Consider the following 21153-nt stretch of genomic DNA (forward strand, 5'->3'; position numbering starts at 1 on the left):
AAGGAGGTCAACAGCATGCAAGCAAGCACGCCTCTAGGAAATATTGCGGTCTTTCCTAAGTGCTATATGGATGAGCTGTGTGTAAGCAAGACCATGACCTTGTTTGATTGGATCGAGCAGGCGGCGACGCTGGACGTAGATGGCCTGGAGTTCTATCCTAGCTTCTTTGCCTCATTTGAGCGGCCCTATTTACAGGCGGTGCGCGCGGCTCTCCAGGCTCATCAATTGAGTATGCCTATGCTATGTGCCTCGCCTGATTTTACCAAGCCAACGGCCGTCGAGCGGGACGCTGAAGTCGAGTCCTATAAGCGTATGATCGAGCTGGTCGACTTCTTTGGAGCCTCGTCTCCTCGTACTTGTCGCATCCTCTCAGGACAACGGAGGCCCGGCCTCTCAGAGGAGCAAGGGGTTGAGCTGGTCGTAGAGTGTATCCAGCGCCTATTGCCGGTTGCCCAACACTATGGAGTGCTTCTGGCCATCGAGAACCATTACAAGGACAACTACTGGACTTATCCAGAGTTCGCGCAGCAGCTCCCAGTGTTCCAGCGTATCATCCAGGCTATCGATTCGCCCTGGTTTGGCGTTAACTATGACCCATCCAACGCCCTGCTCGCCGGAGACGATCCCCTGGCTGTCCTGGATGCCGTCCTGACGCGGGTCGTCAGCATGCATGCCAGTGATCGCCGCCTTAGAGAAGGCTCGACCCTCGCCGACCTCCGGTCCCAGGAGGAAAGTATTGGCTATGCCGCCATCCTCAACCACGGCGAAATCGGCACCGGCCTCAACGATTTTTCAGCCATTTTCCACCGCCTGCAAAGCGCCGGCTTTCACGGCTGGATCTCAATCGAAGACGGCATCAACGGCCTCCCCGAACTCCAGCGCTCCGTCCAATACCTCCGTGGCACCCTCGCACAAATGTAAGCAAGCCCCCATCATGAGCCAGCCGAGCGTACGCCAAAGTTATGGGAGCGCCATCAGCTGGCGTTGCGTACGTGGAGTGGCGCCACACGCAAGGCCGCACTGCTGCGTTTACGAGTGCCAACCTGTTTAAGCGAGACGCAGTGCTGTGGCGCCTACACGAATCACGGTGAATGGTACGGCATTGATGAGGAATGTTTGGTCGCCAGTCGAAACGTTGCCGAGCGATCCTACGTGAAGAAACAAGATTGGTGTAGGCGCCACAGGCATGCGATGCTTGCTGAACACGTACCGTCGTTGATCAAGCCGCATGCCGGCCTTGCGTGTGGCGCCCACTCGACGTACGACCGGCCCGCTTCACATGCATCCCATTTTCCCGCTCCCAAAAGCGTTTAATCGAAATGTGTCTAGCGGGTCAGGTAGCGCAATACCAGGGCTGCGATTGCCAGTACCAATGGGAAGATTGGGTTTGTGACGCCTTTGAAGTCTTTTACGCGTAAATGGGCAATGATGGCTCCGATAAAATAGATGATGACCCCGATGGCTGCGGCGACACCGAGTGGCCACCAGAAGATACCAATCAGCAGGCCAACAGCTCCAGCGAACTCACAGGCGGCCAACCATGGGAACCACTTCATCTCTACTTTGGTAATATCATGGATCGAATGGACAATGCGGGGATCCTTACGCAGTTTGCCCACGCCTGAAAATATGAGCAGTGCTGATAATAAGACAGCAATAACAATGTAGGCGATAAACATTTCTAACGGTCTCCAGTCTCATTAAATATAATGCCTGTTTTCAAACTAATAGCGCAAACTATCCTCACAAATACACCCGTAGTCTGACCCCCTCCATGTGCTAGCAAAGCGGGGATGCAAGGGGTGGCGAGCCCCTTGACTGGGGGATCGGGGGCTGTGCCCCGATCTCTCCCCCACCCTACCGCCCGCGTAGCGGGCGAACCATCCATCAAACGAAGTTTGCCAGAACACGAACAAAGTACCTACTAGTTTCCTCTTGCCTATTAGTTTCCTTATGGAACTCAGAGTACATAGAAAATTTAGCTTTGTCAAGTATGTTGTTTTCTTGCTGAAATAATGCTATACTCGGCGTATGAAACCTTCTGCACAAGCTAAAGAAACACCACAATCACATAGCGATTGTAATGCCACACCGTTAGGCCGTGCAATTCATCTTCTGGGAGATAGCTGGATATTGCTGATTATCACTAATCTCTTGCAGGGCTCTATGCGCTTTAACATCTTACGCGCGGAGTTGGGACATATTAGTTCCAAGACCCTAACCAGCCGGCTCAAGCTACTGGAAGAGTTGGGGTTTGTGCAGCGCAGAGCGTTTCTGGAAATCCCGCCACGCGTCGAATACCATATCACCGAAAAAGGACAAGAACTGGGAGAGGTCATTGCGGCCCTGGAGAAATTTGGCAATAAGCATCTCTCTAATCCACCTATCGTCGAAAGTGGCGATTGTGCATTTACCTCTGATGATATCCCCTTATAAAACAGAGGAGCGATATTACATATGACACAGATGTTTGACCAGCAGTATTTGTTGAGTTCCCAGTACAATGATTCCGCGCGCCTCAATGCACGTATTCAACTTCATGAACTCTATAGCACTAATCCCATAGCTTGGCAGCGCTGGGTTTTTGATCAAATTACTATTGCTGCTCCTTATCGTGTATTGGAGCTTGGTTGTGGTCCGGGCCAATTGTGGCTGAAGAATCTGAAGCGCATTCCGGCTGATTGGCAGATTACGCTCTCGGATTTCTCGGCGGGCATGCTGGCAGATACGCAGCGTAACCTGGGCACTGAGCGTTTCCAGTATGTCGAGATTGACGCACAGTCCATTCCTTTCCCCGATGCTAGCTTCGAGGTGGTGATCGCCAATCATATGCTCTACCACGTTCCTGATCGTGCTCGCGCCATTGCCGAGATGCGCCGGGTGCTGGCTCCGACAGGACATTTCTATGCCGCCACCAATGGGGTAAACCATCTGGCTGAGATCAAGCAGCTCTGCCAGCGCGCCGGCATTGCCCTCAAGGGCGTCCTGGGCGCGCCAGCCGATGTGCATTTCCGCGTGCAAAATGGTGCCGAGCAGCTAGCGGCCAGCTTTTCTCATGTCGAGCTACGGATGATGGAAAACAACCAACTAGCTGTCACAGAAGCCGGTCCATTACTTGCCTATGTGCTTTCCTGCTTTCCTCCTGATAGCATTAGCGAAGACCAGCTCAACACCCTCGCCACTATCATCCAGCAGGAGCTCGACCAGCATGGCGTTATCCAGATCTCCAAGGAGACTGGCCTGTTTATCGCATCGTAATTAAACTTGCAGCGACGAGCGCGTGGTCTGCAGGAAGTTGGCGACGTAGCGGCCCAGAATGTCGCTTTCGACATTGAGGAGCATGCCTGCGTGTGCCTCGCCTAGATTGGTCTGCTGGCGGGTATAGGGGATCAGGGAGATCGAGAAGCGGTCGGACCAGACATCGACGACGGTGAGGCTGACCCCATTGAGGGCGACGAAGCCTTTGGGGATGATATAGCCCTGGAGCTCGGGTGGGAGCGCGATGATGACGTCCAGGCCGATGCCGTCTGTCTGTGTGCTCAGAATGGGTGCGCAAGCTTCGATATGTCCCTGGACCATATGGCCGCCGATGCGCCCATTGGCAAGCAGGGAGCGTTCCAGGTTGACGCTGTCCCCGGGTTTCAGGCTGCCGAGCCGGGTGCGGCGCAGTGTTTCGGGCATCGTGTCGACGCGAAACCAGTCCGCGCCTTTCTCGGTCACGGTCAGGCAGGTGCCGTCAACGGCCACGCTATCCTTGACCTCGACATCATGCAGTATCTGCTGCGCCCTGATCACCAGACCGTTCTCTTCGCTACTTTTCAAGCTACCCTGTTCTTCAACAATCCCTGTAAACATGATTTTTATTTCTCCTTAAATACTTTATTGTCTATTGCGATATTTGAGTTGCTGGACCGTGCAGGCCATTTCTATGGCGGCCTGGGCGAATTCGATGCCGCGTGGAATGCGTTCCTGGGCCTGCTGTGTGTTTTCGGCGCACAGGACACCAAAGATAATCGGGATGCCTGTATCGAGGGCGACGCGCTGGATGCCCTGGGTGGCTGCGTCTCCGACCAGTACATCATGGCGTGTGGCGCCCTTCATGACGCAGCCGATGCAGATCAGGACATCATAATGGTGTGGTGTGCTGAGCATGGCCTGTGCGATCGTGGCCAGCTCATAGGCGCCCGGTGCGTGTACGACGGTAATCTGTTCCGGAGCAACGTCCAGCCGTACCAGTTCTTCATAGGCCAGGGCCAGCAGGGAACCCGTGATCGGCCAGTTGAAGCGCGCCACGATAATTCCGACGTTCAGTCCACTACCACGCAGGTCCGGGGGAGCGGGCGCCTCTAGAAATTGTTTCTGCATAGCTATTTCACTTTCTTGTTCCGTTTTATGCTTATTTAAGCGAGCGTACTGTGTTCGGGACTACTCTGCTTGATAGCTTGCGTGCCCAACAGGTGTCCCATGCGCCTGGATTTAGTTTGCAGATAGCGAATATTATCTGCGGTTGGTGGAATCTCCAGTGGTGCGCGCTCAACTTTGATGCCGGCGGCGGTCAGAGCCTGGATCTTCCTGGGACTATTTGTGAGCAGGCGCACGTGCTGGATATGCAGGTCTTGTAGGATCTCGATGGCGCATGCATAGTTACGTGCATCGATGGGATAGCCCAGTTGCTCGTTTGCTTCGATGGTATCCAGGCCGTGGTCCTGGAGCGCATAGGCCTGGAGCTTGCCGGCCAGTCCGATGCCGCGTCCCTCGTGGGGAAGGTAGAGCAGGATGCCGCGCCCCTCGGCGGCAATGGCTTTCAGGGAGGCATGCAGCTGTGCCTGGCAGTCGCAGCGCTGTGAGCCGAAGATATCACCGGTCGCGCAGGCCGAATGCAGTCGGACCAGCAAAGGTGTTTTCTGTGGACCCTCGATGTCGCCGAGCGTGAGCGCGACATACTGTTCGCCGGTGGCGATCTCCTGATAGGCCAGTGTGGTGAACTCGCCTTCCGGTAGTGGTAGCCGGGTCTGCGCTATGCGGCTGACGCGATGCTCACGGCGAAAGCGGGCGATGGCCTCTACTGAGATCACGCCGATCTCCCAGCGTTGCGCCATCTCGTGGAGGACCTCGCCACGGGCCGCGTTCCCCTCTGCATCCAGCACCTCACAGATGACCGCTCCAGCTGTCAGGCCGGCCAACTTCATCAGGTCCACCGATGCCTCTGTATGCCCTCGACGCTCAAGAGTGCCACCAGCACGGGCCCGCAGGGGAAAGACATGGCCGGGCCGCGCCAGATCTTCTGGTCGACTGGTCGGATCAACCAGGGTACGAATCGTATGGGCGCGATCAGACGCCGAGATGCCGGTTGTCGTACCGTGACGAGCATCCACCGGAACCGTAAAGGCCGTGCCCTGCAATGGCTCACCCTCATGGTTGATCAGCGGCAACTGTAGCGTATCCAGCAGTTCACCGGACATCGCGACACAGATCAGCCCACACGCCTCATGCAGCAAGAAATTGATCGCCTCTGGATTGGCAAACTGGGCCGCCAGACACAGATCAGCCTCATTTTCGCGCCCCTCATCATCACATATTAACAACATCTTGCCCGCCTGCACGGTCTGGATCGCCTCGGGCACCGATAGATAACGCATAGCTGTTTTTTCAGGCTTTTGATAGATCATATACTTCTCCGCTTTTCCTTGCTGTCTACTCATCAGTATCTATAGTATCTCAGTCTCTATCTGCATAGAGGACATTGCCAGTAATAAAGATATCGTTACCAAATTGGTGTGCTTCACGATTGGAGAGCTGCCAGGCCTCGGACATGACTCCCAGGCCGGTACCGCCAACGGGCGTTGGTGCGGTCGCGCCCCCAATGATCTTGGGCGCGATAAAGGCGGCCACCCGATCGACGAGCCGGGCATCAAATGCGCTACCCAGTAATTGTGAGCCACCCTCGATCAGTGCATGCATATATCCCTGATCATGGAGCAGTTGCAGCGCGGCCGCGAAGTCTACATGGCCCTGTACATCGGCGGCTACCATCTGCACCTTCACACCACGCTCCTCCAGCCAACGTCGCTGTTTCGCGCTACAATTTTCGCCTACGATCACCCACGTACCCATCGCCAGCTCCTCCTGCAAGAGTTGGAGCGTCTCCGGAAGTAGACCATGGGCCGCCAGCACCACCCGCAAAGGACCAGCTCGCGGCGTCCTGACAATCTCCAACGGGACCGCTGGCAGGCGTACCGTGAGCTGTGGATTATCCTGTATCGCCGTCTGAGAGCCAATCAGAATCGCATCTACGCGATCCCGTAGATCATGCACCCAGGCCCGCGACTCCGGACCACTGATCCAGTGAGCGTCTTTGGAGCCCGTGGCCAGCTTACCATCCAGCGTCATCGCCCACTTGGCGGTCACATAGGGTCGTTTTTTTGTAATAAAGGTCGCAAAGGGACGCATCAGCTCGGACGCCTGCTCCATGTGTAGACAGCTCGTCTCGATCCCGGCCTCATGTAACTGAGCCATGCCACGCCCAGCCACCTGTGGATTAGGATCAAGCGTGCCGATCACCACGCGCTTAATGCCGGCTGCGATAATTGCCTGTGTACAGGGAGGAGTATGGATCGTAATACAGCATGGCTCAAGCGACACATACAGCGTCGCCCCGCGTGCCGCCGCACCGGCCTCCGCTAGCGCCACAACCTCGGCATGAGGACCATAAGGAGGGGCCGTCGCGCCCTGGCCCAGAACCCTATCCGCCTGTACCACTACCGCCCCCACCGGGGGTCGAGGACTTGTTCGCCCCTCAACCTGGGCCGCGCATAACAGCGCCTGTTGCATTGCCTCAGAATCATTCACCGAAGTTTATCCTTTTGCTCGCATGGCATACCACGCCACAAACAACCTACGGCAACGGGGAGGCGAGGATAGAAAAAAGAAGCAGGAGGGGAGAAGGACATGTAGAAATACCTGTTGATCCCTGGCATGCGCATGCGCAGCATATCAGAAAGACATACTTGCCCCAAAAAAAGCAAGCAAACAACAGCTACACCTATCAAAAGAGGCCCAAAGCGAGCGCAAAGCGCCTCTACTGTCTTCTCCCATCCGGACTATACCGTCGGCCCTGGAACTTCCCCAGGTCCACCAATGTGGCTCTCGCCACAAAAGGTCGCGGGCTCTACCGCCGATCGGGAATTGGAAATATCTAAGATATTCCCTCACCCTGCCCCGAAGACAATTATTATTTTCTATACCTAAAGAGTAGTAAAAAAACAGCCGTTTGTCAACTCGCCAGATTCGATTTTGGCGCCTGCGGCGCCAGGTTTGGGGTGTGGATTGTGTCTGGTGCGCGGTCGCGCACCAGACACAATCCACACATGAAATAATGCTTATCTCATTGTGAGCCCTGGGTGAATGGTAGCTTGAATGCTTGATATGTTACACTATAAAAATACTAGCCCTCAAAGTGGATATCTCATAAATCTACCCTTTTACATCGATGTACTTTAACGTTAAACTTATAAAGCGAGGGTGCAGGGAGCGCAGTGTCCCTGCTGGGGGTGCGGGGGTGTCCCCGTCAACCTCTCCTCCTTCCCGCCATAGGTGGGGAGGCGAGGGTACAGGGAGCGTAGCATCCCTGCCGGGGGGGGTGCGGGGGTGTCCCCCGTCAACCTCCCTCCCTCCCGCTATAGGTGGGGAAGCGAGGGTGCAGGGAGCGTAGCGTCCCTGCCGGGGGGGCGGGGGTGTTCCCCGCCAATCTTACCCCCCTCTCACCCGCCCGCCGTAGGCGGGGATGTAAGCGTCGATACTGAGAATCGCAGAAGGCTGGATCCGCAGCAACTATCCATGGTTGCTGATAGCAAGGATGGCTATAACTGCCACAAAGGAGCATCATGGCAAATAACCCTATTTCATGTCATTTGATCACCTGGGGCGACAAATTTGAGCAGGCATTAACGGAAGTTGAAGAGATTGGCTTCCATGCCTGTGAGCCATTTTCACATGTCGCGCTGGCCTACGAAGAGAATCCTACACAGCTAAGAGACTTGCTGGCCTCCCATAATCTACGTCTATCAGCCCTGTATGGTGGCGGCCGCTTCAGCGATCCCGCCAGGAGCAAAGAGACCGTTGATACCAATGTGCGTCTGGCGCGCTTCCTCTCAAAAATCGGCGTTGATCGGCTCGTCTTTGGTCCTGGCGGTCCCCGGACAGCAGGTGGGACCAGCGATGCCGATCTTAAAGAGGCGGCCAAAACCATCAATGAAGCGGCCCGCGCCTGCTATGATCTGGGTGTCTCGGCCTGCGTACATCCTCACCTGGGAACAGAGATCGAGACCGAACATGAGATCGATACGATCATGGCGCTGACCGATCCTGCTTATGTCTTTTTCTGTCCCGATACCGCTCACCTGACTTGCGCGGAGATCGATGTGCCGCAGATGATCCGCCGCTATGGCTCGCGCATGCGCTATATGCATATCAAGGATCTGCGTGAAGGCGCCATTGAGGAGCGACGTAACAAGCAAGCCGGCAACAATGTCTCATCCGGTACCGAGCAGTTGCCGATCTTCTGTGAGCTTGGCAAAGGTATCATCGATTACACGCCGATCATGAGCGCGCTCGCCGATGTTAATTATCAGGACTGGATGACGGTTGAGATCGATGTCTCGCTGACGACTCCTAAAGAGAGTCTGCTATTGTGTCGAGAGTATTTGCTCAACGTCATTGGTGTCCAGCTCTAGCTAGCTCGCTAGCCTTATGAACGGTGATGAAGGATGCCCCTGGTGGCTGGGTGTTCTTCATCATTATTTTTTCCTGGAGGGGGGATAAGATGTTTCGTCTAGATCATAAAATCGCGCTTGTGACTGGTTCTGGCTCTGGTATTGGTCGGGAGATTGCTTTACTGTATGCGCGCCAGGGGGCGCATGTGATTATCGCAGATATCCAGCAGGATGCGGCCAGCCGTGTGGTGGATGAGATTACGGCTGAGGATGGACATGCCCAGGCGGTCCAGCTTAATGTGAACGATGAGGCCCAGGTACAGAGCGTCCTTGCGCAACTGGCGCAGCAACATGGTCGCCTGGATATCCTGGTGAACAATGCTGGTGTGAGTCATGTTGGGAATATCCTTGAGACCAGCCTGGATGATTGGGATCGCGTGATGGGTGTGAATGCCCGGGGGGTGTTTCTGTGTGCGCGTGAAGCGGTGCGGCAGATGGTGGCGCAGCAACCGCAGGGAGGCGTCATCGTCAATATCGCTTCGGTGGCTGGCATGATTGCCGTCGATCGTCGCCTGCCCTATGGGGCCAGCAAAGGAGCTGTTATCAGCATAACCCGTTCGATTGCCATGGATTTTGTACAGCAGAAGATTCGCGCCAACGCCATCTGTCCCGGCACGGTCCACACGCCGTTTGTTGAGGGCTTCCTGAAAAAGAATTTTCCCCAGAGCATGGATGAAGAGCGCAAAAAGCTGCATGCACGTCAGCCAATCGGACGTATGGGTGAGCCAGCCGAGATTGCCAGTGCCGCGCTCTATCTGGCCTCCGACGAAGCGGCCTTCGTGACCGGTTCCACGCTGGTCATCGATGGTGGTTGGACCGCTAAATAGGCCCGCCATCAATTTTGTATCCGTAGTGCCGGGCTTGCCCCGGCTTATCTCGACCGAGAGGATTGTATGCAGAGCCAGAATAAAGTACGAACCGTGTTAGTCGGCTGTGGCGGCATGAGTGCCGCGTGGCTGGAGGCTGTCCGCACGATGCCGGATGTAGAGATCGTTGGGCTGGTCGATATTTTCGAGGAGGCGGCCCATAAGAAGGCCCGGGATTTCCAGCTGGACGGGGCCATTATCAGCACTGATCTGTCCAGTGTCCTGGATCAGACGCAGGTAGATGCGGTCTTTAATTGCACTATTCCTGAGGCCCATTATGAGATTACGATGACCGCTCTGAAGCATGGCTGCCATGTGTTGAGCGAGAAGCCGCTAGCCGATTCTATGGAGCATGCGCGCGAGATGCTGGCGACCGCCGAGAAGGCCGGCAAGATCTTCTCCGTGATCCAGAACCGGCGCTATGATCCTGCGATCCGCCGTGTCCAGCATTTCCTGGCGGCCCAAAAGATTGGCGAGCTGACCACTGTCAATAGCGACTTCTACATCGGGGCCCATTTTGGTGGTTTCCGTGATCACATGGAGCATGTCCTGCTCCTCGACATGGCTATCCATACCTTTGACGCCGCCCGTATGCTCACCGGGGCCGATCCCATCTCCGTCTACTGCAAAGAATGGAATCCGCGTGGCTCCTGGTATGACCATGATGCCTCCGCGCTTGCTATCTTTGAGATGACCGATGGGATCGTCTATACCTATCGCGGTAGCTGGTGTGCCGAAGGCCTGCCCACTAGCTGGGAGTGCGATTGGCGCTTCATTGGCCAGCAGGGGAGTGTCATCTGGGACGGAGGGAGCAGGCAGCAAGCTCAGATCGTCAAGGCCAGCGGCGGCTTTACCTCCGAGTACCAGGACATTGACATACCCGCCTATGAAACCCAGAGCATCGGTGGACATGCTGGCCTGATCCGTGAATTCTTCACCTGCATCCAGAATGGCACCCAGCCTGAAACCAGGGCCACCGACAACATCAAAAGCCTGGCTATGGTCTTCGGTGCCATCGAAAGCGCCGAGAGCGGCCAACCCGTCAATATTACCTGGAAATGATAGTGATGCCGGACTGTGATCGATCGAGCCTGCCTCTCGATCCCGCAGATTTCAAGGCTACCCTGGAATTTTTATATTACTACCCGCGACAGGTGGCAGGGTAGCATGTTGTGGTAGATTCTAATGTGTAAGCAAAATGCACCCAAAATATGCAAGTGATATTTTTGGGTGCATTTTGCTTACACATTAGTGCTAATGCGGTATAGTTGCAGCGTGTACAGAAAGCTTGATTGTGCCTTTCCCATCTGTCGTGTGTAAAGAGCTATGTGGTCCATCAACAATATCATAGATAACCATCTTGAGGGTGCCACGATCATAGTGTTTCGGTGCCGTGCTGAACTTCTCAACGCCCATGGTGAGTTGTTGGGGAGCATGACCATTAAACGCGAATAGCGGTATGAGCTCATCGCCAGACCAATTTCTTGACATGCGGCAGTATGGTGCTCTATTGGCACCAAAGGTATTTGTCCTATCACGCGTGATAAACCCCAGGTTCGCCGGTCCCAGAAAGCGATAATTATAGACCGCACGTGGCGCAGGGGGAGTTGCGTCTTGCATCTTCCAACGCGTCACCAGCATGTTCGGATTACCACCTCCCATTGATATGACATCTGCCTGTTGGGAGAGTAGTTGCAGCCCTCCGCTCAATTTTAGAGCTGGCTGTGGCTCTGGTTTTGCTCTGAGTACATACATCTTGAGTGGCGCTCCTCCTGGATGCGGGATTTCACCAACCGATGTCGTTGTCGTGTAATGCTGCAATAAGCTGTCAATGTCTGGCTGATTGGGATCGGTGACATAGACGACTGGACCACTCGCGACATCTGGTAGCATCAGGCATTGCGTCGCATCAGAGACCGCGATTGGCGTATGCGCAAATTGCGCCAGGTAGGTGACCGTACTCACGTCATCCCCCTGAATATCGATGTAGATGCGTGAAAGGTGTTGTTGCTGCGCCAGTTGGTTGGCGTTGTCCACAATGCGTTGCGTGGTTGCCAGGTCAAAATATTGCGGAAAGGCATAATGATTATCGAAATTGCCACGAGCATGATCAATTAACCAGCCAGCACTACCGACTGTTTGCACGATCACGAGCAAGCCGACAAGCGCATAGATTCCATAGCGAATCAGCCATACCCCAGAAAAATGCACACGGCGTACCCACTGTACTATAGTAGCAAGCAAGATCCCTATGAGTATAAATGGGCCTGGCAAAAGATAGATCAAATAGTGGATAAAAATGCTTACTGAGTGTCGTAGCAGAAGTAGGGAGGTTCCTTGCCAGACCAGCAATAGCAGCAGTCCCTGGCGTTCTGGTGAATTCAATAGATTTTTCCACCAACCCCTCAATCCAGGTTGTGTATTAGAGGAATGGAATGGCCAGATAATCAGTAAAGCCACCGTCAACCATGCTCCCACTAGCAGTACACTCATCAATCGACTCTCCGAATGGCTAAACTGGGCGATAAGCTGCAATGGTGTGGTTAGCAAAATAGAATGTGCGTTACTCGGAATAAGGTGGGTATCAACGTTAATACGTGGTGGCACAAACAGGTAGTATAATGGGTTGAGCACAAAAGAGTGAACCCACATATTATAAAATAATAGCGCATTTGTGTTAAAAGTAGAGGGTCTGCTAGCCACATTGAACAATCCAATAATATCTATATATTGTCGGCGATGTTCTAGATAGATATATGGTGCAAAAGACACCAGGAGCCCTAAAATTATCAATGGCAACTCTCGCCAGCGAATTGTTTTGAAGGCCAGAACCAGTGCAACCAACAAAGGTACAACAAGATATACCGCCGTAGAATGGAGTTGATACATCGCCGCGATGAGTAAGACCGCAGGGGAAAACCAATAATGTTTCTTTTGTACCACGCCCCGAAATAACATGAATAGCAACAAGATTACCAGGAGTGGCAACAGGTCCGGTTGCCAGATATCTCGGCTGAAGATAATCACATTGATTGCCGTAGCATACAATAAAGCTGAAATCGTGCCAGCCAGCCGTCCATAATAGCGTCGCATAAAAATATATGTCAGGAGCACCGCCGCAATATTACAGAGTGCAACAAGAATATTACCACCAACCGGATTAGCCGTAATAGCAGCGGGAATCATCATGATGTAGATAAATAGAGGAGGAATCAATGGACCCGTCGATGAGCGGTTCCCACTAATAGGCCATAAACCATTTGCTACCGCGTCATGAGCCATCTGGTAAAATGTATTATGATCGGTCATATATTGAGCAGTGTCAATGCGATAGAGTCGCAATACAACTGCTAATAAAATAATGAGATAGAGCTCCCAACTTCTCCACCAGGCTGGCTCTTTCTTGATACCAGCAAGTGGTAATGTACCTTCCTCTAACGATTTTTCATGGACCTGTGTCTGGTGGAAAGGATACATTGTATCCTTGTTCATATAATACCTCTCTTTATATAAATTTAAGAAAGCGAGATGAGAATAAAATAGCAAATAGGCAGAAAAGATATCAGATTATCCGCTATGAATTATTAGCATTTGTATGAAGTACTGGTTCCGCCAGCGTAAATTTTTTTTGTCGATGTATGCTTAGGCCAGGCTATTATTGATCTGCCCCCTGCATCTTTTCCCGGGTAGTCGCGACCTTCTGGAAGCATGCTTCCACTTCGGCAAAATTTTCTCTTTGCGGGTAGTGCAGTGCATACCCGGTTTAACTTGAATTGAGGATAGCAGCGCGTGCTCTGACTTTAGTAATTTGCTGCTTGCATTCTTACCAGAAAGGCTATCAGTGGTGACAAAATGGCACCAAAAGGACCGTTAAGCCATTAATATAAGCTTTTTTTTCCTTTGCGTCTAGTAGTCCTATTGAACCATCAAGTTTTTTAAGATTCTAAAGAATCTACAAGAGAAAAAAAAGATGCCGTTTCTGGTTATACTGAGGAAAAACTCTAAATGATTGCTCTGGCAGGTGCCTGTATCCCAAAATTAGGGATTTCAAGGTCACCTGCGCGTGTGGAATGGACAATGATGCTGTAGGGCTATCTGGCGTTCATGCATTCCTGGGCGAACAGGCGCACCACATCGGGGTTGGTGGCGGCATCGACGAAGTGGATGAGGATATCCTGGATGCCTGCTTCTTCATATTCGGCGAGTCGCTCACGAATCTGGGCGGGTGAACCAATCAGACTGACTTTGCGTAGCTCGGCGAGATTGGCCCGGTCGTTGGCGTTGAGTTTGGCGAGCGCCGCTTCCTCGGTCTCCCCGATTGCGCACAGATCTACAATAGCTGTACGGCGGATCGTGTTATAGTCGCGACCGAGTGTCTCGCAGTGGTTCTTCAGGACTTCCAGCTTGTGTTTGATGTTGGCGATATCGCCGCCGAGATTACAGGCATCACCATACTGCGCAACCAGCTTCAGGGTAACTTTCTCGCCACTACCACCGATCAGGATAGGGATATGGGGCTTCTGGACACCTTTAGGTTGGTTGATTGCTCCACGGACCTGATAGCGTTTGCCCTCAAAATGAGCCTCTTCCTGGGTCCACATGGCCAGGATCACCTGAAGGGCCTCACGCAGCATGCGTAGCCGTTCGGGTGCATCGGGATAATCGTAACCGTAGGCCTTATATTCATGCTCATACCAGCCAGCGCCAATCCCAAAGTCCAGGCGACCATGGCTGAGCACATCCACGGTACTGGCCATCTTTGCCAGTAGGGCAGGATTGCGATAGCTGTTGCAGGTCACGATCTGACCAATGCGTACGCGCTTTGTGTCTCGTGCCAGGGCAGCCATGCTGGTCCAGCACTCAAAGGTCACCTCTTGGGTTGGCTCTGGCACCGTATGAAAATGATCATACAGCCAGACAGAATGATAGCCCTGAGCCTCGGCCTCCTGGGCCACATGCGTCATGGCTTCATATGCCTCAACTGGATCTGCAATTCCGACCAGATCCATTTTCCATCCCTGTGGAATGATAACTCCATAGTTCATCATAAAATACAACTCTTTCGCTACTATGAAAAGAAAATAGACAAGCTTTTCTTTTTATAGCCTACGCCATGCTTATTAAGAATGCAAGCACCACCTCTCTGCTATCGGCGCGGGCACAACCAGCCACAGGCGGGCCCTAAAGCGCTTCAACGGTTTTACGTGTGGTGTCAAATGTTGCGCGATGCGCAACATTTGACACCACACGTAAAAGAAGGGGGTGGGTCCTTCAGGGCCCGCCTGCGGCTGGTTGTACCCTCGCCGATGAGAGTGGGAAGCAAACACTATTTCAAGATAGTGTTTGCTTATCAATCTGCTCAATATGGACGAATATGATAACAGCAAAATATCTGGTAATTAGTTGCATAATCGTGCTCAAAAACGGTGGTAGCGCAGATAAAATGGGAAGCTGTGGAGGTTGAAAGAATTCCGCAAAGAGCATATAATCTTACTAAAGTATATAATACTAGAGAATGCTCTTTTAATTTAAGTGATTGTTAAAAAGCAAGCGGTGTATTGCGCAGTAAAAAGTTGTAATAGGTTTGAGTAAAAAGTTAGCAATCCATGGAAGGAATGTTATACCTTGAATGCGTTACTCTTAATTATCCGTAGAACGTTTCTCCAGCTTTTACGTATACCCGGGCGAATTTTCGCTTTCGGTCGAGATAGAATACTACCCATATCTATGCGCTTGCCCGGGCGAATTTTCGCTGCTATACGATCGACCAGATCCTTATTTAGTCGACAGAATATGCGCCAGTTTTTCCCGCTCTGCTGGCGATACCGTGAGCGGCTGGCGGCTGGTTTTCTGGTATTGTTGATTTTTATTTGTTCGATGGCCTCTCTCTATAGTGAATTTCAGCCGGCGAAGGCCAGTTCGGCCAGTACTCGCCCCCTCCAGGCCATGCTGGGCGGTCAGACTCCGACCCCCGAAGCGACCATGCCAGATAGCATACCATCGACGCAGGCAACGACCGATGTTCCATCAACTAAGGACACACCAACTAGCGATCCAACCTATCCAGATCCTTCGAATTCCCAGGCAGACAATCCCACGTCGACTCCTGATGATACTACCTATCCAACCACAACTACGTATCCAACTACGCCTTCAACCACACCGGAACCAACACGTACTTCCAATCCACCAACCAATCGGACCACACCAACCCTTACGCCGACGTTGACGCCTGTGAAAAGTCCATCTCCCACGGTGACCCGTATCGCAACCGCGACCCCGACGCCAGTGCAGGTGAATACACCAACCTTAACGCCAACCGGCACAAGTACACCAACGGCAACGGATACACCGACGGCAACAGATACACCAACGGCAACAGATACACCAACCCCAACCACGACTCCGACCCCTGTACCCGTTACGGGCCAGCCGGCTTTGACGAAGTTGGAGCAGGTTACTGATCAGGCGTTTGGTCAGAATGATACATATGTACCCAATAGCTGGGGGGTGCAGAAAGAGCGCATCGTGCGTACCTCGAACGGCGATCTCTTTACTGTCTATATCGATGCCGGCCAGGATCTCCAGAATCGCCAGTGGCATCTCTTGCATCGAACGGCGACCGGCAACTGGGAGGAGCTGAATAAAGGTAATGCCGGGACCGAGCCGATCAATATTGTGCGTGGACCTCATGATGAGCTGCATCTCTTTACCTGGCCGGGTACCGCTGGCAAGCTTGTACATCTCAGCTCAACCGATCTAGGCAAGACCTTTAAGACTGAAGATCTGTCCGGCAACTGGTCTACCGATCAGGGTTATAGTAGTGCGGGCATCAATGACAAGGGTGATATAGTTGTCTACCAGACAGCTGAAGATCAACCAGGACGCTTCCTGTGGACCTATTATTCATCCACCAGTCATCAATGGACCTTCCATGAGAATAGCCTGGATTATCGCTATACCTATGCCTTCTTCTTCCCAGGCGACCACAATGACCTGACCATTGCAGCTATGCGCGATGTCAAACGGCCCTTGCTTGGACTGCCATCGGCCTCTGGCTTTGATTATGTCTTTAATGCCATCAAATACTTTTACATTAAAGATGTGACGAATCCGGTCCTGCAAGAACTGAAAGTCGCCGAGGTACAGCCACAGAACAATAACGATATCGACGTAACCTATCTGACCGATAGCTATGTTGATAGTTATAATCGTGTCCACATCCTCTACAACAACCTGTATGATGGACCCCACCACGTCGTTATCGCCGATGGTAAGATCCTCAAGGATGTGAAGCAGGATATCACCGATGCTCAGAAGGCCCGCATCACCCAGGACGCGAAAGGGCACTTCTATCTGATTACCATGAGCGAAGATGGTCAGACGCTCAATATCTATCCCGGCAGCAATAGCGATACTGACGGTACCCAGCTGGCCCCTGTGGTGAAACTGGATATCTCTAAAATGCCAGGCTGCTCCGACGATGACTTCTGCCATTCACCCACTTTTACCGTACCTAGAAGCGGCAATGCTACCAGCGATACCATTGATGGTGTCTATGGTAACTTCAGCAAAGAGATCTACTTCCAGATCAATCTGAACGGCAACGCCGCCAAAAAGAATTCCTAGTCAAATCGGGCCTGACGCCAGACTTTACTACCCAGAGGGGAGCCTTCGCTACATAATGCGGGCTCCCCTCTGATAATTTTTTGCGCTACCCTTGCTTACAGCCTTTCTATAACCAGGATCAGTTAATTACAACACTGGTGGCGGCTGTGAGTGTCGCATCATCATCTTCCATCGAAAAGATCAGGCAAAGGCCAAAAAGTGCCAGCAAGGCCAGATCTGGTAAATTACTGGCTGCCGCTGCAATTTCGAGTGAGCGACCTTTTTTCAACGTAAGCAGGATTTGATTTCCAGCATCTTTCCATGACCAACTCGGACGCCAGATGCCACTACGAGTCCAGGTGTAGAAATGGCCGTCCTGAAAGGTCAGCGTCCCATTCCAATTCCCGCCGAGTTGGATCGAAGCCAGCGATTGATCTGCCTCGTCGGCTGCCTGGGGTTCGCCAGGATGAACGAGCAGCTTCCTCAGACCTTCTCTCTGAAAGCTCCAGCGCTTTCCCTCTGCTTCCGCGCTTGCACGTGTTGTGCTTGCGCGGTTGATCGTAGCGAGCACCTGGTCGCCGGAGCGCAACTCATAAGTAGTGGATAGGAGACGTGTGCGTTTCCATTGCAGTGGTTGTCCGATAAAATCACGCAGAAATGGCATCGCGTTTTTTCCTTCCTCAGGGTGCTTATTCATACGAACTATTCTTCAATATCAGTAGTAATCTCAAAGCTAGAAAAAATGCTTATACTGCTCACGCACTACCTGGAGGATGCTTATGCCATTTTTCGCCTGTGTACCGCGATCATCGCCAGGATGATTAGCACCACGCTATAGATGTGTGGTACCCATGGCAGCCATTGATTCGTGACTGGAATGAGATAGAGTAACGTGCTCAAGAGTGCCAGCGGTACTCCAAAAAGAAGGGTAACCCAGATTTGTTGCAGGTATGTACCCTTGCTGCCCGCAATCCTGGCAATCAAGTAGAGAATGCCACCCGACAGTAAAAAAGTGATCGGTGTGAGGATGAAAATCAGAATAGCAAACGTAATCACCAGGGCATTCCGCGCATCTTGTACGCTTATCCCGCTGGATCTGGCGACGCTGCTCACGTCGGGCGGAGCAATAGCGTAAGCTAACACGATAATGAACGCGCTAATCACGCCCAAGAGAAGTAACTGGAACCAGACCAGGCCCCAACTTCCCTTATCTTTTTCCTCTTCAAATGTTTTGATCGATGGGTGTGTAAGAACCTTCAGATACTGTCCAGGCAAAGCCGCCAATGCCTGTCCGAAGCGAGGTTTCTGCGCCGAGTTGAGCTCATAAGTAGCGTCTGCCACTTTTGCCCTCCTTGCAATCGTTAATAAGATCAATGTGTAACAGATAGGATCCATCAAACATACTACTATTAACGACGCTTCTGCTCGTGCTTTTAAAACGATTCTACTCTCATTTTGTTAAAAGACACTCGAGGCATGTAAATGAGCGAGTGTTTGTTTATAGTATGACGGCAATTGCACTCAGGGTAGCAGCAGAATACTTTCAATGTAAGCAACGGTTGGCGGTCGATGCGCTCACTCCCAGCGAGCGCATCGACCGCCGGGCTCGCTGTTTTCCAGGGAGCTCTTGAAGCGGGATCAGGCGTTGATGGGTTGGTTGGATTTCTGGGCGATCAGTTCTTCGGTGACTTGCCAGAGGCGCTGGCCGAGTTGCTGATCTTGTGAGGTTTTTGAGGATGTAGAGATCTTGCTCTTCTCGAAGTATTTGCCGCTGACCGTGGCGACTTCGGGCGCGGTAGCCAGATAGATCGAGGTCTGCGCTCCCTGTTCAGGGGTGAGCATGACGAGTTTACTCAGGCGACCAAGCAGGCCTGTGCCAAAGAAGTTGGAGCCAATGACGCCCGGATGCAGGTTGTTGACGGTAACCCCTGTTCCTTCCAGGCGGCGGGCCAGTTCATAGGTGAAGAGGGTCAGGGCCAGTTTGGAGTTACTATAGACTGGGAAGGCGCGGTAGTTTTTCTCGGCCTGCAAATCATCGAAGTTGATTTTGCCCATTTTGTGGGCGGTCGAGCTGACGTTGATGATACGGGCGGGCGCGCTGGCCTTGAGCAGGTCGAGTAATAGATTTGTGAGTAGGAATGGACCAATATAGTTGCTGGCCCAGGTTTGCTCGATGCCGTCCACCGAGACCTGGCGTTTATTGTTCATGCCGCCAGCATTGTTGAGCAGGACATGGAGCTGTGGATACTTCGCCTGTACCTCTTGTGCGAGCTGGCGCACCGAGGCGATTGATGACATGTCGGCGGTCAGCAGGTCTACATTCTCGTTGCCGCTCAGACGCTTGATCTCTGCCTGGACCGCCTCGCCTTTGGCGCGATTGCGGCTGACCATGATGACGGTCGCGCCCAGCTTTGCCAGTTCGAGGGCCGTTACTTTACCAATACCGCTATTGGCCCCGGTCACCAGACAGACTTTACCTTGCATATTTGTATTTGCCATTATGTAGTTTCCTCCAAATAGTGTGGGTAGAAATAGATAGAGTAGAATCGCGATAATTCCTTATATAATAAGTATTCAGACTCGCGGTTCTATTCCCACTTGATTGGCTTTTCTCGCTATTGTCTGGTAACAGTAAACCAGAAAAACGGTTGGATCTTACGCAGGCGTTGATAGCGACCACTGGCATCTGGATCTTCGAAGTGCAATGTGACATCTGGATCGTTGGCCTGGTAGAAGCTGCTCTCATCAATTGGGATGAACCGTTGCGGAACTCTTCCATCAAGATAGAGTTGCGATCCCTGATGATGGATCTTGAGGGTGCCAAACAGGCCGCTATAGCTACCGATCATGTTAGTGAAGCGTTCCGGGGCTGGCTCGCAGGTTGGATACACTGGTGTGGGTAATTCTAATAGCAGGTTGGTGATCTGACGGGCGAGTTCGGCGCAGTCGAAGCTACCAAGATTAGAGAGCAGCAGGATGGTCAGGTCGTCCTGGGGGAAGTATCCAATGAAGCTGGAGTAGCCGGGGACGCCGCCCGCGTGACAACGGAAGGCGTGTCCACGATAACTGCCAGGCGCCCAGCCCAGCCCATAATTTTCGCGCCGCCCATTATTGAGGGTCAGGGGAGTATCCATGCGCGCCTGTGCCGCATGGTCCAGGAGTTGTCCCGCGCGCAGCGCTTGCTGCCAGCGCAACATATCATCCAGGGTTGAGCCGAGCGCACCGGCTGCATGTTTGGTTTCCGCCGACATGCCTCGCGCATTCTGATATGTGCCTCCTTCCCGTTCATAGCCACCGGCCCGATAAGGGATGATCGTTTCCGAGCGCATATAACAGGAATGTGTCATCCCCAGCGGCTCAAAAATCAGGTGTTGAAGCGCCTGACCATAATCCATATCCAGTAGCTTCTCAATAATCAATCCCAGCAGCAGGTAGCCAGAGTTGCTATAGCTATAGGCGCTGCCCGGCTCAAAGTCCAGCGGAAGATCCTTGAAGAGCGCAATGACATCCTCGAGCGAGTTGGTATAGGCATGGTACTTCCAGAAGCCAGGTTGCGTTATAAAGTTTGGAATACCAGAGGTGTGTGTAAGGAGATGCATCAGGGTAATCTCATGCTCATACGCTGGATAATCCGGTAGATAGGTCTGTAGCGCATCGCTCAGTCGTAACTTTCCTTGCTGCTCCAGCAGGACCATGGCGGTAGCTGTAAATGGCTTGGTCACTGATCCCAGACCAAAGACTGTTGCAGGTGTTATTGCTATCTGCCATTCTAGATTCGCCAGGCCATGACCCTGCCGATAGAGCGTCTGACCATCCTTTACGATCGCTATGGCTACTCCTGGACCATGTGCAGATACTTTGTTGGTGATCAAGGCTTCGATTTTAGTGCTGAGCATAGAAAGATCCTC

18 protein-coding genes and 1 riboswitch are annotated in these 21153 nt (G+C 52.6%); of the genes, 7 read left to right on the top strand and 11 right to left on the bottom strand.

Annotated features, from left to right (window positions below; translation table 11 throughout):
- The first annotated feature begins 15 nt into the window (after positions 1–15).
- Positions 16–921 carry a sugar phosphate isomerase/epimerase family protein gene (locus tag EL633_RS19685; protein ID WP_126628824.1) on the top strand — a complete coding sequence of 302 codons (906 nt, stop codon included), beginning with the start codon at positions 16–18 and terminating at the stop codon, positions 919–921.
- A gap of 404 nt (positions 922–1325) precedes the next feature.
- Here the strand turns inward: EL633_RS19685 and EL633_RS19690 are convergent, their stop codons facing one another.
- Complete coding sequence (locus EL633_RS19690; protein ID WP_126628825.1) at positions 1326–1679, bottom strand: DoxX family protein; 354 nt, start codon at positions 1677–1679, stop codon at positions 1326–1328.
- A gap of 352 nt (positions 1680–2031) precedes the next feature.
- Here EL633_RS19690 and EL633_RS19695 point away from each other — a divergent pair, with 352 nt between their 5' ends.
- Entirely contained in the window at positions 2032–2436 is a 405-nt protein-coding gene (locus tag EL633_RS19695) for a winged helix-turn-helix transcriptional regulator (protein ID WP_126628826.1), read from the top strand.
- Positions 2437–2457: 21 nt separating this feature from the next.
- Positions 2458–3258 carry a class I SAM-dependent methyltransferase gene (locus tag EL633_RS19700; protein WP_126628827.1) on the top strand — a complete coding sequence of 267 codons (801 nt, stop codon included), beginning with the start codon at positions 2458–2460 and terminating at the stop codon, positions 3256–3258.
- Here the strand turns inward: EL633_RS19700 and EL633_RS19705 are convergent, their stop codons facing one another.
- Genes EL633_RS19705 through ribD form a run of 4 tightly spaced genes read right to left on the bottom strand, consistent with a single transcriptional unit; the run spans position 3259 to position 6849 of the window.
- Entirely contained in the window at positions 3259–3855 is a 597-nt protein-coding gene (locus EL633_RS19705) for a riboflavin synthase (protein ID WP_126628828.1), read from the bottom strand.
- A 24-nt stretch (positions 3856–3879) separates the two neighbouring features.
- Entirely contained in the window at positions 3880–4365 is a 486-nt protein-coding gene (gene ribH / locus EL633_RS19710; protein WP_126628829.1) for a 6,7-dimethyl-8-ribityllumazine synthase, read from the bottom strand.
- A gap of 35 nt (positions 4366–4400) precedes the next feature.
- Positions 4401–5669, bottom strand: a complete 1269-nt coding sequence (ribA, locus tag EL633_RS19715; protein ID WP_246039176.1) for a GTP cyclohydrolase II — start codon at positions 5667–5669, stop codon at positions 4401–4403.
- A 49-nt stretch (positions 5670–5718) separates the two neighbouring features.
- Positions 5719–6849 (bottom strand): bifunctional diaminohydroxyphosphoribosylaminopyrimidine deaminase/5-amino-6-(5-phosphoribosylamino)uracil reductase RibD, encoded by a 1131-nt coding sequence (gene ribD, locus EL633_RS19720; RefSeq protein ID WP_126628830.1) that lies wholly within the window; start codon positions 6847–6849, stop codon positions 5719–5721.
- 230 nt (positions 6850–7079) lie between these two features.
- Positions 7080–7230, bottom strand: a riboswitch (FMN riboswitch).
- Positions 7231–7883: 653 nt separating this feature from the next.
- Between ribD and EL633_RS19725 the strand changes: the two genes are divergently transcribed.
- The 3 genes from EL633_RS19725 (at position 7884) to EL633_RS19735 (ending at position 10699) form a co-directional block, all read left to right on the top strand.
- A complete protein-coding gene (locus EL633_RS19725) occupies positions 7884–8732 on the top strand; it encodes a sugar phosphate isomerase/epimerase family protein (protein ID WP_126628831.1) in 849 nt (282 codons plus the stop codon).
- A gap of 89 nt (positions 8733–8821) precedes the next feature.
- A complete protein-coding gene (locus tag EL633_RS19730) occupies positions 8822–9598 on the top strand; it encodes an SDR family NAD(P)-dependent oxidoreductase (RefSeq protein ID WP_126628832.1) in 777 nt (258 codons plus the stop codon).
- A gap of 66 nt (positions 9599–9664) precedes the next feature.
- Positions 9665–10699: a Gfo/Idh/MocA family protein gene (locus EL633_RS19735; RefSeq protein WP_126628833.1), complete on the top strand. Its 1035-nt coding sequence runs from the start codon at positions 9665–9667 to the stop codon at positions 10697–10699.
- 192 nt (positions 10700–10891) lie between these two features.
- On the opposite strand, the gene EL633_RS19740 is transcribed toward EL633_RS19735, so the two are convergent.
- Both EL633_RS19740 and EL633_RS19745 read right to left on the bottom strand, forming a co-directional pair.
- On the bottom strand, positions 10892–13129 hold the full coding sequence (locus EL633_RS19740) for an ArnT family glycosyltransferase (RefSeq protein WP_126628834.1): 2238 nt from the start codon (positions 13127–13129) through the stop codon (positions 10892–10894).
- A gap of 599 nt (positions 13130–13728) precedes the next feature.
- Positions 13729–14682: an LLM class F420-dependent oxidoreductase gene (locus tag EL633_RS19745; RefSeq protein ID WP_126629487.1), complete on the bottom strand. Its 954-nt coding sequence runs from the start codon at positions 14680–14682 to the stop codon at positions 13729–13731.
- A gap of 748 nt (positions 14683–15430) precedes the next feature.
- Here EL633_RS19745 and EL633_RS37125 point away from each other — a divergent pair.
- Positions 15431–17266 carry a hypothetical protein gene (locus EL633_RS37125; protein ID WP_161982269.1) on the top strand — a complete coding sequence of 612 codons (1836 nt, stop codon included), beginning with the start codon at positions 15431–15433 and terminating at the stop codon, positions 17264–17266.
- A gap of 118 nt (positions 17267–17384) precedes the next feature.
- Here the strand turns inward: EL633_RS37125 and EL633_RS19760 are convergent, their stop codons facing one another.
- The 4 genes from EL633_RS19760 to EL633_RS19775 all read right to left on the bottom strand — a co-directional run bounded on the left by EL633_RS19760 (position 17385) and on the right by EL633_RS19775 (position 21141).
- Complete coding sequence (locus EL633_RS19760; RefSeq protein WP_126628836.1) at positions 17385–17942, bottom strand: hypothetical protein; 558 nt, start codon at positions 17940–17942, stop codon at positions 17385–17387.
- Positions 17943–18022: 80 nt separating this feature from the next.
- Positions 18023–18586: a YIP1 family protein gene (locus tag EL633_RS19765; RefSeq protein WP_161982270.1), complete on the bottom strand. Its 564-nt coding sequence runs from the start codon at positions 18584–18586 to the stop codon at positions 18023–18025.
- A 297-nt stretch (positions 18587–18883) separates the two neighbouring features.
- Positions 18884–19744: an SDR family oxidoreductase gene (locus tag EL633_RS19770; protein WP_218027524.1), complete on the bottom strand. Its 861-nt coding sequence runs from the start codon at positions 19742–19744 to the stop codon at positions 18884–18886.
- Between the two features lie 116 nt (positions 19745–19860).
- The gene (locus EL633_RS19775) at positions 19861–21141 is read right to left on the bottom strand and encodes a serine hydrolase domain-containing protein (RefSeq protein WP_126628838.1); all 1281 of its coding nucleotides are present in this window, start codon (positions 21139–21141) and stop codon (positions 19861–19863) included.
- Positions 21142–21153: the final 12 nt, after the last annotated feature.

Origin of the sequence: Dictyobacter alpinus (assembly GCF_003967575.1) — a bacterium.
Lineage (GTDB): Bacteria > Chloroflexota > Ktedonobacteria > Ktedonobacterales > Ktedonobacteraceae > Dictyobacter > Dictyobacter alpinus.

Bases quoted from the DNA above. Each gene is read 5' to 3' on its own strand.
- EL633_RS19685 (WP_126628824.1), top strand. From the start codon at position 16: ATGCAAGCAAGCACGCCTCTAGGAAATATTGCGGTCTTTCCTAAGTGC.
- EL633_RS19690 (WP_126628825.1), bottom strand. From the start codon at position 1,679: ATGTTTATCGCCTACATTGTTATTGCTGTCTTATTATCAGCACTGCTC.
- EL633_RS19695 (WP_126628826.1), top strand. From the start codon at position 2,032: ATGAAACCTTCTGCACAAGCTAAAGAAACACCACAATCACATAGCGAT.
- EL633_RS19700 (WP_126628827.1), top strand. From the start codon at position 2,458: ATGACACAGATGTTTGACCAGCAGTATTTGTTGAGTTCCCAGTACAAT.
- EL633_RS19705 (WP_126628828.1), bottom strand. From the start codon at position 3,855: ATGTTTACAGGGATTGTTGAAGAACAGGGTAGCTTGAAAAGTAGCGAA.
- ribH (WP_126628829.1), bottom strand. From the start codon at position 4,365: ATGCAGAAACAATTTCTAGAGGCGCCCGCTCCCCCGGACCTGCGTGGT.
- ribA (WP_246039176.1), bottom strand. From the start codon at position 5,669: ATGATCTATCAAAAGCCTGAAAAAACAGCTATGCGTTATCTATCGGTG.
- EL633_RS19725 (WP_126628831.1), top strand. From the start codon at position 7,884: ATGGCAAATAACCCTATTTCATGTCATTTGATCACCTGGGGCGACAAA.
- EL633_RS19730 (WP_126628832.1), top strand. From the start codon at position 8,822: ATGTTTCGTCTAGATCATAAAATCGCGCTTGTGACTGGTTCTGGCTCT.
- EL633_RS19735 (WP_126628833.1), top strand. From the start codon at position 9,665: ATGCAGAGCCAGAATAAAGTACGAACCGTGTTAGTCGGCTGTGGCGGC.
- EL633_RS19740 (WP_126628834.1), bottom strand. From the start codon at position 13,129: ATGAACAAGGATACAATGTATCCTTTCCACCAGACACAGGTCCATGAA.
- EL633_RS19745 (WP_126629487.1), bottom strand. From the start codon at position 14,682: ATGAACTATGGAGTTATCATTCCACAGGGATGGAAAATGGATCTGGTC.
- EL633_RS37125 (WP_161982269.1), top strand. From the start codon at position 15,431: ATGCGCCAGTTTTTCCCGCTCTGCTGGCGATACCGTGAGCGGCTGGCG.
- EL633_RS19760 (WP_126628836.1), bottom strand. From the start codon at position 17,942: ATGAATAAGCACCCTGAGGAAGGAAAAAACGCGATGCCATTTCTGCGT.
- EL633_RS19770 (WP_218027524.1), bottom strand. From the start codon at position 19,744: ATGGCAAATACAAATATGCAAGGTAAAGTCTGTCTGGTGACCGGGGCC.
- EL633_RS19775 (WP_126628838.1), bottom strand. From the start codon at position 21,141: ATGCTCAGCACTAAAATCGAAGCCTTGATCACCAACAAAGTATCTGCA.